The organism is Johannesbaptistia floridana (genome assembly GCF_057440575.1).
Window position 1 is genome coordinate 1 of the sequence record NZ_JALKVM010000218.1, and the last position, 13751, is coordinate 13751.

The following is a 13751-nucleotide window of genomic DNA, read 5'->3' on the forward strand; positions in this document are numbered from 1 at the left end:
ATGAACTTTTTCTGAGGTTAATTTAGTACATAAGTTCTGGTGCAAGATATGAGGTGGATGAATAATGAGTAATGAGTTTTGAAGTCTTGAAGTCTTGAAGTCTTAAAGTAAGAAGTCTTGAAGTCTTGAAGTAATGAGTTAAAGAATTAATGCAAAACGCTTAAAAATTGATTCGGAGCCTGTTGGCCAATTTCTGTACTTTTGTTTTGGTGCTTTGATATGAGTCTCCCCCTCTCCCTGCTCAGAAGCTCCGGTGCTCAGAAGCTCCGGTGCTCCCCCTCTCCCTGCTCCCCCTCTCCCCCTATTCGCCGGGCGATTAAGCACATAATACAGTAATATTAAATACAGAGAAAATTCTATTTTATTTGATTCGGGGAAAATTTTCGTTAAAATCAGCAAGAAGAAAGGAGTAAAGAACGGAAACCAATGTTAAAGTTTTATAAACTACTAAATGTAACTGTTGTAACTATATCAATACTAGCAGCAACAGAAATTATCCAAAAAACCCCTAGTTTTAGTCAATCAGATTTACAAACACAAACACCAAGAGAATCATTAGAGGGAGATTTACAAGAAGAGATTATACAAGAAGAAATTAATCCGGCTATTAATCCTCTGCTTTTTCCTACCAAACCGGAGGAAGTAAATGTAGAAGCAATAGTACCCATTAGTTTAGAATCCGCTTTAGAAATTGGCTTTCGTAATAATAAGGAGTTAGAATTAGCAAGATTACAATTAAACCAAGCCCAGAAGCAGTTACGAGAAGCTACAGCAGGACTCTATCCAATTTTAGATCTAGATTTTAACTTTCAATATGTTAACAGTGCTAACGTAGAAGTAAGAAATAGAGAGTTAGAATTAGGGTTAAACCCGGATGGTTCTATCACAGAAGTAGATCCAATATTTCTAAAGCAACAAACAGCAGACCCCACAACTTTCTCTTTAGATGGTCAATTAGAACTAGCTTATAATGTCTATACAGGAGGTAGTCGCGGTGCAACTATTAAACGGGAGAAACGTAGAGTACGCTCAGAACAACTAAATGTTGAAAGTATACAAGAAGATGTGCGCTTTGACATTACAAGTAATTACTATGAGTTACAAAATGCCGATGCCCAAGTGGCGATCGCCCAAGCGGCGGTAGAAGATGCGACACAAAGTTTAAGAGATGCTCAATTACGAGAAACAGCGGGGTTAGGGACGAGATTTGATGTTCTGCAAGCAGAGGTAGATTTAGCCAATGCCAGTCAAGGGTTAACGAGAGCGATTGCTGAGCAACGTACAGCTAGAAGACAATTAGCAGAAACATTAAGCTTAACTCAGACAGTCGAGTTTTCTGCGGCAGATGAAATTGAACCTGCACAAGACTGGGTATTATCTCTAGATGAGAGTATTGTCTTAGCCTATAAAAATCGAGCTGAATTAGAAAGATTTCTTCTAGAAAGAGAAATTGGAGAACAAAACAAACAAATTGCTCTATCGGAAATTCGACCCCAATTCACCATATTTGCTAACTATAATTTTTTAGACAGTGATTTAAGTGATCCTATTTCCGTTGCTGATGGTTATGCTTTTGGAGGTAGACTACGTTGGCGTCTTTTTGATGGAGGGAGAGCGATTGCTAGGGCGCGTCAGGCTGAAGATGATATTGAAATTGCTGAGACTCAATTTGCCCAGCAACGTAATCAAATACGTCTTCAAGTAGAATCAGCTTACTATGATTTAATTGCCAACAAAGATAATATTGATACTGCTCAACAAGCTGTAGTCACGGCTGTAGAAAGACTAAGATTAGCTCGTTTACGCTTCCAAGCTGGGGTAGGGACCCAAACTGAAGTTATTGATGCCCAAAGGGATTTAACCGAGGCGCGAGGTAATTTCTTACAAGCGGTAATTGGGTACAATCAATCTCTCAATGAGTTAGAAAGAGCCGTTAGTAATTTTCCAGATGATCGTTTATTCCAATTTAGATAGATGAAATAGAAGTATCGCCTTGACCAAAAATTCTAGTTACACAGTCAAGGCGTGTTTTTTCAAAACTTTTGTGTTATCAAGACATTTTATACGAATGTGCGGAATGTCGGTTTAAAGTCAACGTTTTTAGCTAACTCCTTTTTCTTTTAGCCAACGATCCAAGTTAGGAGATTTTTTCATAGCTTCTCCAATTAATTTTGCTGGATTCTCACAAATTTTAATATTCAATTTATGATTCAGCCAATCTACAAACTGGTCATAATCAGGGTGATTCTCTTTACATATTTGAATCAAAGAATCTAAAATAGACGAATTATATATATCTAGTGGACAGGTATAGTTTTCTGGTTCAGAATTATAATATTCCCAACTACTAATAATGTCATAGACGCCACCAGTATCATAAGGTAATAAAGACAAAAAATCCTCAGGGTTTAAAGCGAAAACACTATTAGGACTGCCTTCACTATCTAACCAAACAATCGGTAATTGATTAATAGGAATTTCATCTTCATATCTCCAAGAACAAATTAACGATCCTGAACCATGTTCTCCAATAGGAATCAAATAGGGCTCTACAGTATTAGATAGTAATTGACTTAATTTATTTTGAGCATTTGTTATCACTTCCAAATCTATGAAATCACCAGGATAATCTCGTAAAAATGTTAAGAAAGTTGATAAAGAATTTGATTGAAAATTTAAATTGCTACTCATTGTTTATTTTTCCTTAAGACTATCTAAATCTTGATTAAGAAGTTCATTTTCTCCTTGTTCAATATTACCTTTAATAGTTTTAATTAATTCATCTTGTTCTTTTTTAGAAATTTCTAAAGCCCTAATATCAGACCAACTATCCTTTTGATTAATTACTTCTTTCATTTCTTTTACATCTAATTGTAACTCATTTTTAATTAAATCTACTGTTATATCTCTTTTCTTTTGTGGATCACGTATTCCTTGTATATTTTGTTTAACTTTGTCAATAAATTCATTTTTCGTGTTTGTACCCTTACCTCCATAAGTTCTACCCGCTACATGTCTAGTATCATATAAATTAATTGCATATCCTTGACTTGCTCTACTCGTAGCTCTACGCACCATTTTACTTGTTTTACCAAAAAATCTTTGTTGTGCTGCCCATTCTAATATTGATGCTTGCGGTTGATGATCTGGTGTTAACATATCACTTTTAGCTTTAGGAATACTTGAATAAGTACCTGTTAACCCTTCAAGTAAGTAACTGTCAATTATTTTTCCAACTTCTGTATTTTTACTTAACAAAGTTTTAAACTTTTGAGATAGTTCTACCTTTTTATTCAAAAGTTCTTTGAGTAAACTGTTTTTCTTTTTATCCGTTTTAGCTTTTTCTAGTTGAATCATTAAATTTTTAATATTTTTGTTGATATTTTTTATTGAATTAACAACTTTAGATTTGGCTTGATAATCTTCTTGATAATTAGCTTCATAAAAATCCAAAAACTCTTCAATTGATTTAGGAGAACTAGCAATAAATAATACGATCTTTCCTCCTTCATTTTGATAATATAGAGAATGAGATTCTCCCGTATTGGTTGTAAATCCTGTTTTGCTTCCCAGTAATTTATTTAAATAATTTTTAGCAGCTTTACCAACTTTTTGTGCTGTTGTTTTTCCTTTTTTAACTAATTTTTTCGCCGCTTTCTTGGCTTTAATTAATACTTGATCAATCGCCTTATCAATCCTATCGCGAACTTTATTAACAATATTTTGTACTTTTTTACCCAAACCACTAACACCCAATAAAGCCGCTAATAAACCAATTACTAAGGGAATTGCTTTCCCTAGGGCATTTTCTACTAAGGTGGCCGCACCCGCAATACTACCTCTAGCGATCGCTGCTACCGCCTCTACCACTGCATTAATAAGGTCTACAATTTGAGCTGCACGCTCAACAAAGAACATGATAATGTCATAGATTGCCATTGCTGCCTTAATAAAAGCTCCGGCGGGATTCAATAAACCCACAATCCATTTAACTCCTGCGGTAATTACCTGAGTTATCACCATATCCTTAATAGCAGCAATTACTGTTTCTTTCAAATCGTTAAATTGCTCTTTGACGTATTCCCAAAGCCCCTCTGGACCTTGACTCAATGCTTGAAAGATTTCTGAACCTTTTTCTATTGCCGCCACCACTGGTTCACCAAATAGTTTTACTGCTTTTCTGCGGATATAATCCCAAGTCAACCCCAGGATTTGGATAACTAAATTAAAGATCCCTTTTAAACTAAAGATATCATTAGGTATTTGAATTCCTAGAGAGCCCATGGTTCCTGTCAGCCAAGTAATTAACCCTGTTTGGAGGTGAGCTTCAATATTACCACTAAAATTATCAAAACCTTGTTTGAGACCATCGATAAGGTTACCCAAAAAGGCGATCGGGTCTTGAATAATAGTATTAACCACATCACCTGCTTTTGCTAATGCCCTCATTAGGGTATTTTTTAGCCTATCAATGGTCTCAATCACTCCTGTAACCAAGTTTGTCGCTTTGTCAACTAGACCTTGATTAGCGGCTTTCATTTCTTCTATGCGAGCATCAACCGCCTGTAAATTCTCTTGATACTTTTGAGCTAGTTTATCAATCAATTCACTTTGTTTGCTATTAATACTTTCTTCCAAGGATTCAAAATCACTTTGAATCTCTGATGCGGCTGCTTGACCGATTGTTTTTAATTCAACAGGCAATTGATTAAGGTAGTTTTGCAGCTTATTTCTACCATTAGCCACTTCTTTTTTGGCTCTTGATAGTTCATTGGCTACAATATCCACTACCTGATTAATAACCACATCCATTTTATTCAGGTAAACTTGCTTTCCTTCTTGATAAAATTTGTTTACCTCTGAAGGTAAAGACAAGAATAAATCTCTAGTCCAATTGTATGCTCCTTCAACTCCACTGTAGCGCTTGTCCTTATAGGCTCTCATCTCTTGCTCAACATAATCCTCAAACAGCTGCTTTGCTTGATTTGCACCTGTATCAAAAGTTGTTTCTACCTTTTGGTCTAAACCACTAAGTATAGTTTCGACCTGAGTTTTAGTATTATTGTAAATTTCTTGAATATCACCAGCTATTTTAGCTCTAGACTGTTCATCTTGGCTTTTAGTTTCTTCTTGCCTACCCACCACTTGACTGAGGAGTTGATGGCGATCGCCGTGCATTCCTTGAAGTCTTTCTGCCCCTGTCGCTACTGCTTCTGCTTGTGCTTGAGATAATTGAGTTCTTTCTGATTGACGGTACGCGAAGGATACTTGATTGGCGTTAGTGTTTACTTCTTGTTTTGCTGTCAGGGCTGCCTTAAACTGTGGTTCATTGGATTTTGCTAACTGTTCCTCTGTTACATTACTCTCAGCCATTTGCTGTTCTAATTGCTGACTGTTTTCTTGTAGGGGCGTTTCTACCTCACTCTTACTCTTTGGTTTAGGTACTGCTTTTTCTGCACCTATATTAGATGATAGTACTCCTGGTTGAGTTGGAGGTAATGGGGTTACTGGTTTTGCTTCAATGCTACTAGTATCTGGTGTTTCTTGGCTTTTTTCTGCTAGTGGTTGTTTATTTTCTTCTTTTTTTTCTGTTACATTGCCACTTAGTTCACTTTTTACTGACTCTAATTGATTATTCTCTTTAAATTTATCTGCCTCTTCTAGGGTTTTAGGAGTCATTTCGGCAATGCGTTTCATTAATTGAGCTTTGAACTGTGCCTGATCAAATCCAGGCGTTTCCGCCTCTTCCATCTCACTTATTTGATTAGCTTGTCCTTTACTTTCTACTTCATTAACGGGTGCGATCGCAGCAGCTTGAGCTTCATTGGCTTTGGTTATGGCGGGTTGATGTTGTTTTTCTTTTTGGGCAACTTTTTTTACAGTTTCTATTACTGCTTGGAAGCTTGGGTCTTCTTCTGGAGACGTTGGGGCTTTTGCTTCACTAATCTTGCTTTCTTTTGTTTCAGTTTCTACAGTCTCAGTTGCTGCTTCTACTTCCTCATTAGATGCTTGTTGAGATACTTGTTCTTTTTCTGTTGGAGTTTCGGCGGCTGGATTGGAGGTACTTATACTCTCTTGAGAAGTTATTGCTTGTTTTTCTTGGGTTTTTGGTGATTCTGATTGGTTTTCTAATTCTTGAGTTTTATCTACAGTTTTATCTCCTGGGTTGATTTGTTTTTCAGACTCTTGAGACTGATTTTGATTACTGGTATTGTTCATTTTAGGCTGAACATTATTCCCATTTTGCTGCACCACATGGGTTAACTCATGGGCTAATAATTCTTGCCCTTGCTTATTTGTGGGATTATATTCCCCCTGACGAAAAAAGATATCTTTTCCTGTAGTAAAAGCACGTGCTTGAATAGAACTATTTAAACTATCTGCTTGACTATCATGATGAACTCTAACTCCACTAAAATCAGCTTCAAAAGCTCCTTCCATAGATTTAAGAGTAGATGAGGGTAAGGCTTCACCACCATTTCTCCCCTGTTGTAAAGATGACTCGAATTCTGAGGTTATTTCTCCACTTTCTGACTCTTGAGTCGAAGTAGAACGCATTTGTATTGCTTGTTCATCTTCTTCTAATATCGGTTTTTGTTGTACTGATTTAGTTTGAGTAGGTTGATTGATTTTTTCTACTACTGTGGCGGCTACTTTGTCTGCTTCTTGCTCATATTTATCTCCTGGTTTACTTATTGTTAGTTTAGTTTGCAGGAGTGTGTTAGTTAAATCATAGCCGTATTTTTGATGCCATTCTTTTTTTGCTTGTAATTGTTCCTTCCTTAGAACTGATTCTTGTTGATTTCTGTCTGATTTTGTCTGTACGGATTCTTCTTCTTCGAGGATTTCTTGTTTTTGCACTAGTGAATTTTGAGAGTCAAGAAGGGGTTTTGTTTGTAATTCCTCTTCTTCTGGTTCAGTTTCTGGTTCAGTTTCACTTTGTTTTGGCAATGATTTTGCTATGGTTTGTTGAGTTTGTACTTTGGGGCGAGTCAAATCAAAGCCATATTTCTCATGCCATTCTCGTTTTGCTTGTAATTGCTCCATAGTCATCGGAGATTTTGACTCTGATTCCCTTGATAAAGTAAAAGGGAGTTCTTGTGGTAAATGATTAATCGAGACTGGATGAGATTGCTTTTTTGTAGCTGAATGCTCTGGGGAAAATTCTCCCATGATTACAGTTTTACCCTCATGGTTTTTTGCAAACAGTAGCCCAACCTAGCTTTGTTTATCTGATTTTAACATAGCCTAGGGTGGGTCAGAGGAATTACTTTGGGATGGCAGAAAAAAGGCGATCGCTTCTGTGGCTTTAACCACTTAAAGTATAAAATATATATAACGGTTGTTCTCCATGATTTGTTGGGTTTCCTCGCGTCAACCCAACCTACAAGGGATAAAACTTGACTAAAAAATCAATTTAAGACCAAATCTGGTTTTTACAATTCTTCATCCCTCTGTGAGATTTTTTGGTTAATTTTGCCAATCTCACCCACCCATGTTTGTCGTTCAAAGTGTTCTAGATCTAAAATACTATGACGTTCCCAGTGAAAATGATAAGCAATATAAGCTACCTCTTCATAAAGCTGAGATGAAGGGTAGCTTAAGACTTTGCCGAGAGAGCAAATTCCACAGAAAATTGATTTTGACAATGAGGACATTCTACGGGTATGTGTGCCTGCCGATGCTGATTAATCCGATTGTAAAACTCTGTTAAATATCTCAAATCCAAAAGATATAAATTTTCTAGTTGTTTTGGTGTAACATTAACCAGATTACCAAGACGCAAAATAACTTGTGATAAATATACTAAAATATCGTAAGCTTGATTATCTCGTCCTAGGGATTCTTGATTTACGATTATCTCATCTTTTGCGGTAGCTAAACGCATTAATCCCTGACGCTGTAGCCTTCCTTGGTTATCAATCAAGCCTATAGGTAAAGTAAAAGCAAATTCTGTTTGTAAATCTTTTTTTTTAGGCATAGTTATAGAATTATTATTTAATTTGATTAATTTCTCGATAAAAGTCCTGTAGAAAGTTGAGATCACAAGTAAAAAACTCTTCTACAATATTGGGAGTAACCGAGTCAAGAGTTCCCAATTTAACAATTACCCGAGACAGAATAAGTATGGTAGCATAGGCAGGATTACTTTTTACACGAGGATCTTTCATAGGCGCTATTTCATCAATTGCCAGTGATAAGCGCATAACTCCTTGGCGATGTAGATTACCTTCAGAATCTTGGTACCCTTTAGGAAGAGTAAATTCATATTCAGTTTGGAGCATATATGTTAACTTCAAATAACCAGAAAAAATAATTATTGTATTCTTTTAAAAGATTCACAAGCCAATTCTAATTCTTCTATTGCAAAATCATTGCTAGAAGCATTAAGATCAGAAATACTATATCTAGTAGGCCAAGCATTGAGAAACTCAAACTGTGCTTGCATTTTTCCCCCTTGATTATAGATGCTTAAAATCCCTGATTGTTTCGGATTATGCCAGCTACCAGTTTGTACTTTATCAAACCAATTCCATAAAGTCTTAGAAGAAATTAGACCTCTTTTGAGAGTGATATTGTTGACTTTGAGATTCCCAGGAATTTTTGTAGAAACAATCAAACCCTTAGCCGCCTTGTTCCATTTTTCTGGAAAAACTTCTTTAAATTCAATTACTTCTTGAGTAGATTGAAATCCTTTACACTCCATAAAGATTCCATCAACGGCATCTTGGCTGCCTTCTAATTTTAATTCTAGATAAAATTTAGATGCTGTGAGAATTTCTGGTATCATTTATTGCATTTATTCTCTAGTAGTACAAAAAATAGTTAGGATATTTTAAAGTAAAAAATAAATAAATTCCCAAAGTTTAATTTTGGGAAGTAAATTTATTTACAGATAGATTGACAAGAGTCAAGTGAGAGTAATTACTTGACTCTGGTCAAACCTTCATGAACCAAAGTTATAGTTTCATTAGCTACATCATTAGAACCGGCTTCTAATTTTGGTCCTTCATACTTAGTAGGATAAGAATTAACTAAATTCCAACGGGCTTGTTCTGAACTAGATTGGTCATAAATAACCACCGAAGCACCTTTTCGATTAGAAGACCACTCAGAAGCTCCACCTTGGTTTTTATTACATTTTTCATACCAATCATAAAGATCTTTATTATTAGTGGCGACAACTTTAACCACTACAGGAGAAAATTTAACTTGTGTAGGTGTTGCTTGACGCAGATTCACAGCATTTTTGCCAGAACCTAACACTTTATCTCCTCCCGCGGCGGGAGTTTCACTTGTGAGACCACTAACTTCTAGGATCATTTTATCTGTGATTCCATCTGCTTCAAAATAGAACCGACAATTAACCAATAGTTGCTCTTCTGCCATGTTTTTACCTTCCTTGATTTACTTGAAAAAATGATAGTAACTGTGATTTAGGTTATCCGTTCCCCGGATTTAAAATTTGGGGCCATAAATGACCGCAGATACGCGATCAATCAACAGATAACTAAGAATTGCTATAGTATTTTAAGCTCCATCACTAGAATTTTTCTGAGAAATTCTAAAGATAACAAATTCTGCGGGACGAACGGGAGAAACTCCCACTTCTATATACAATCGGCCCAGAATCATTGTTTCTGGTGTGTTCAACTCAGCATCACATTTAACAAAAAAGGCTTGTTCTGGAGTTGCACCAAATAAGGCTCCCTCTCGCCACAATCTTTCTAAAAAGTTACTAACCGCTCGACTAATACGTGCCCACAAATCTTCGTCATTAGGTTCAAATACAGCCCATTGAGTCCCTAACTCGATAGACTTTTCGATATAACTAATGAGACGGCGGACACTGATATATCGCCATTCGGTTTTATCTGGTTCTACTAAAGTTCTTGCTCCCCAAATAAGCATACCGCGATTAGGAAAAGAACGTATACAGTTAATTCCCAATGGATTTAATAGTTCTTGTTCCCGGAAATTTGTCTCATAAGCTAAATCTGTAATCCCACGGAGTGGTTCATTAGCAGGGGCTTTATAAACACCTCTTTGTTCGTCTGTTCGTGCCCAAACACCCATCACATGACCCCCAGGAGGTACAAAAGTTGGTCTACCTCCTGCGGCGGGATTAGGCACTTTAACCCAGGGATAGTACAATGCTGCAAACATTGATCGCTGTTTTAAATTGTCCAACCATTGTTTTACCTGCTGGGGTTTACGGCATTTATTTGGAGGTGGAGTATCAATTACTATCATTCTATTGGGAGGATTGGGAATATCTCCACTAATAGAACCCTCACACAAGCCAATCATGATGCTAATTACCCCTTTGATGATTTCTTCTGCTTCATCTGGGATAAGCTCATATAGTGTCCATAAATCAGGACAAGTAATAATATTGATTTCGTCAAGGTCAAAAAGAGCTTGAATTCCTGTAGATTCTGATTCTGAGCCAGCATTGCCCTGAATATCAGTTGCAAGAGTTTCTTGTACGGGTAAAATTTCTAGGGGTTTTAATTCATATCTACCATTGTGGGGTCTTTTGGTCAGAGGATTGAGAAAACTATTATTTTGATCTGTAACCCTGATATATTCAGAATCATCACTAATTTTCGTCTCTACGTAGCAAACCTTCGGCAATCGCAAGAATCTAGCTTCAGTTTCATATTCAGCAACAATAGTACTTACTGCTGGATTCATACTTAGATAATCATGAGATTCAATAATTTCTTCCCCACTTTTGATAATGATACTAAATAGTTCTGCCCTATCTATACCACTACCCTGCCAATTTTGATTAGGACTATTTTCAATTTCAATAACTAAACCATTTTCTTTTGTTTCAAAAGAAGCATCATCCTTAAATTCAAAGTTGAGAGCATTTATGCTTAAAGCACCAAAGCTACCAGCTTTTTGGTTTCTAGCTTCTAATCTAGGGATATTTTCCGAAATACTGCTTATTTCCCCTTCAATTTGTTTACGTGGTTTGGGTAGTCCTGTCCCTAGGCTAACTACCCAACAACGTCCACCACCATTAAGAAAAAATCCATACACAGAAAATGGTAAATAGGCTTTAAATTGAGTAAAGCCAGTAGATTGAGGACGCGCAAAATATTCTAAATATTGATTCCAACTAGTAACTAGTATTGGTTGATTTTTTTTAGCCCCATTTCTGATATCTTCGGTAAAACCTACAAAACCAGCTATATTTGTAGGAACTCCTTCTATCGGGCGACTACCCCCGGGAACTTCTTCTACATAGACACCTGGAGCAAAATAGTCTAGTCTAGGCATAATATGATTATCTCTGTTATTATCTTATGGTTAAAGATATACTTTATCTGCTTTTAAGAAAATTAGACTAAAGTCTATAATTCTACTGTATTTATTTTTATTAATTAATACGAAGTTTTGTTAAAACTTAAGAAAATACTAAAAACTTACAGGTTTTCTTGATTAAGGTTAATAATTAAGAAGATAAAAGATTTCATGAGACTTAGTCTCGTAATAATTATGAATGTCAAAATTATTGAGGAACCGAAAATTAGTAAAGTTTATGAGCAGGTACTAATTTCTGAACTGCAAAATTTTTCTCAAACAGAAAATTTAAATAACTTAGTGTTTTACTTACTAGAAAAAAAACTAAGCCAGTCAAAATATCAAATTATCTTTAATTATGATGCAAATTATCTTAATATACCAACACAAGTTAATCAATTAGTAGAATTAACTGATATATACAAAGATTTCTATAGTAGTTTATTACATAAACAATTAGTACAATTAGAATATAATCAATCTAAAATTAGTTCATTTTATATACTAATATTTTATAGTCAGACAAAAACTATTAAACAAGATATCAACGAATTGATTAATTTAGAATTAAAACAGTTGTTATATATGTATATAAATAATTTTTATCAAACTCGACAACTTACTACTATTGATAATTACCTTAAATATTTTCTGTGGATTATTAATTTTAATTTAATTGATAATCTAGGGTTTAAACAAATACAAAATCTTTTAAAATATTTTCATTTAACTTTTAGAGAAAAAGAAATTGTTGAGCAACTGCTTCAAGGTTATAATAATGAAAAAATAGCGCAGAATCTATATATTACAGTATCTACAGTTAAAGCTCATCTAACTTCTATTTACTACAAACTTGGAGTTAAAACGCGCCAAGAATTAATTAGTTATCTTTTATCTAAACAACAACAAAAATTATTTTGATAAACAATTTGAAGAGTAATAATTTAATTTATGAGTAATTATTTAGCTATTGCCACAGTAACCGCCACTTTAAAAACTATCTTAGAAGATAAAATTTGGGAAAGAACTGGAAGACAACCTTCAATCACCACCCTGAGACCAGATCAAGTTGAAGAACCTACTAAAAATTTAGGAATTAATATTTTTTTATATCGTACAGCACCACTTCACTGGCGTAGCGGAGATTTACCACGCAAAAGTGTAGGTCAATTAATTAAACGTCCACAAATCGCCTTAGAACTGAATTATATATTTAGCTTCTATGGTAATGAGGCATCTTTAGAACCTCAAAGTTTGTTAGGATTAGTAACGAGTACTTTTCATCAGGAAGCAGAGTTAAAGCAAGAAGATATTCGTAAGACTATTAATAATTCTCTTTATCAAAATAGTTTACAGGGTTCTAATTTGGAAGACCAAGTAGAAACAATTAAAATCATGCCTTTGGTTTTATCGACGGAGGATTTATCTAAAATTTGGTCTATATTTTTTCAAACACCTTATCTACTTTCGGTTGCCTATCAGGTTAGTGCTGTTTTAGTAGAGAGTGATGATCTCCCCACCAGGTTACCACGAGTTACGGAAGTTGTGCCACAAGTTTCTCCCAATATACCCAGAATTAGTAAAATTGTCTGTCAGAATCGAGAGTTACAGAAAATGGCTGCCAAATCTCCTGATGCACCTGTTTATGTATATGCAGATAGTCTAATTGAGATTCATGGTAGTAACTTATTGGGTTATCCAGATCTAACAAAAATTAAGATTAATGAGTTTGAAGCTGTTGATATAAATAGTTTAATTCCTGAGCAAGAATCTAGAAAAATACGCAAATACCTCAGTAGAGATAAGATAATTATAGATTTAAGTAAGTTTTTAACTGAAGAGGTTAATATTAATTTAAAAGCTCAAGAACATAAATTATCTATTTATTTTATTAATTATCCAACCGAAGTTACAGCTATTTCTAATCAGTTCAATTTTATTTTAATTCCCAAGATAACAGCAATTAGTACCCAGATTGCAGCAACAGATGCTAATAAACTAAATATTTCTGTAACAACTATTCCAACTATTGAACCAGCACAAAAAACTTATTTACTGCTTGATCGCTATTTAAATTATTCTAGTAATCAAGAAGAGTTTGAGTTTCCCACTAAAACTTTAGAAATGACGGAGAGACATGAGAATCAACTGTCAATATCCTTGTTTAAAAGACCAGGAATAAACTCTTGGATATATCTTTTTAATACCTATTCAGAAGATAATACTGAGAGGCAAAGGGAAAATAAAGATTTTACCAAAGTTAGGCCAGGAAAATATTTTGTGCGATTAAAAGTAGATCAATACGAAACTATAAAGCCTTCAGGGAGTAACGAAAGTATGGTCTCACTTGAGATTCTAGAATAAATTGAGGATAGCTATACTCAGATCTTGCACCAAAGCCCAAAAGTTGCTGGTGTAAGGGTAATGTAGAATGC

The 13751-nt window shown here is 35.0% G+C and carries 11 protein-coding genes; 3 read left to right on the forward strand and 8 right to left on the reverse strand.

Features of this window, described 5'->3' with window-relative positions:
• Positions 1-426 precede the first annotated feature (426 nt).
• The gene (locus tag MW688_RS14195) at positions 427-1974 is read left to right on the forward strand and encodes a TolC family protein (RefSeq protein ID WP_486736670.1); all 1548 of its coding nucleotides are present in this window, start codon (positions 427-429) and stop codon (positions 1972-1974) included.
• Between the two features lie 126 nt (positions 1975-2100).
• Here the strand turns inward: MW688_RS14195 and MW688_RS14200 are convergent, their stop codons facing one another.
• The 8 genes from MW688_RS14200 to MW688_RS14235 all read right to left on the reverse strand — a co-directional run bounded on the left by MW688_RS14200 (position 2101) and on the right by MW688_RS14235 (position 11292).
• Complete coding sequence (locus MW688_RS14200) at positions 2101-2691, reverse strand: hypothetical protein (RefSeq protein WP_486736671.1); 591 nt, start codon at positions 2689-2691, stop codon at positions 2101-2103.
• Positions 2692-2694: 3 nt separating this feature from the next.
• Entirely contained in the window at positions 2695-7173 is a 4479-nt protein-coding gene (locus tag MW688_RS14205) for an eCIS core domain-containing protein (protein WP_486736672.1), read from the reverse strand.
• Positions 7174-7436: 263 nt separating this feature from the next.
• A complete protein-coding gene (locus MW688_RS14210) occupies positions 7437-7658 on the reverse strand; it encodes a DUF6760 family protein (RefSeq protein ID WP_486736673.1) in 222 nt (73 codons plus the stop codon).
• Positions 7601-7981 carry a phage tail assembly protein gene (locus tag MW688_RS14215; RefSeq protein WP_486736674.1) on the reverse strand — a complete coding sequence of 127 codons (381 nt, stop codon included), beginning with the start codon at positions 7979-7981 and terminating at the stop codon, positions 7601-7603. The genes MW688_RS14210 and MW688_RS14215 overlap by 58 nt, the downstream gene beginning before the upstream one ends.
• A gap of 13 nt (positions 7982-7994) precedes the next feature.
• Positions 7995-8285 (reverse strand): hypothetical protein, encoded by a 291-nt coding sequence (locus MW688_RS14220; protein WP_486736675.1) that lies wholly within the window; start codon positions 8283-8285, stop codon positions 7995-7997.
• 32 nt (positions 8286-8317) lie between these two features.
• Positions 8318-8791: a phage tail protein gene (locus MW688_RS14225; RefSeq protein ID WP_486736676.1), complete on the reverse strand. Its 474-nt coding sequence runs from the start codon at positions 8789-8791 to the stop codon at positions 8318-8320.
• A gap of 134 nt (positions 8792-8925) precedes the next feature.
• Positions 8926-9390 carry a phage tail protein gene (locus tag MW688_RS14230; protein ID WP_486736677.1) on the reverse strand — a complete coding sequence of 155 codons (465 nt, stop codon included), beginning with the start codon at positions 9388-9390 and terminating at the stop codon, positions 8926-8928.
• Between the two features lie 141 nt (positions 9391-9531).
• Entirely contained in the window at positions 9532-11292 is a 1761-nt protein-coding gene (locus MW688_RS14235; RefSeq protein ID WP_486736678.1) for a phage tail sheath family protein, read from the reverse strand.
• A gap of 195 nt (positions 11293-11487) precedes the next feature.
• Here MW688_RS14235 and MW688_RS14240 point away from each other — a divergent pair, with 195 nt between their 5' ends.
• Positions 11488-12237, forward strand: coding sequence for a helix-turn-helix transcriptional regulator (locus tag MW688_RS14240; protein ID WP_486736679.1), 750 nt, complete (start codon positions 11488-11490; stop codon positions 12235-12237).
• Between the two features lie 30 nt (positions 12238-12267).
• Complete coding sequence (locus tag MW688_RS14245) at positions 12268-13680, forward strand: Pvc16 family protein (protein ID WP_486736680.1); 1413 nt, start codon at positions 12268-12270, stop codon at positions 13678-13680.
• Positions 13681-13751 lie beyond the last annotated feature (71 nt).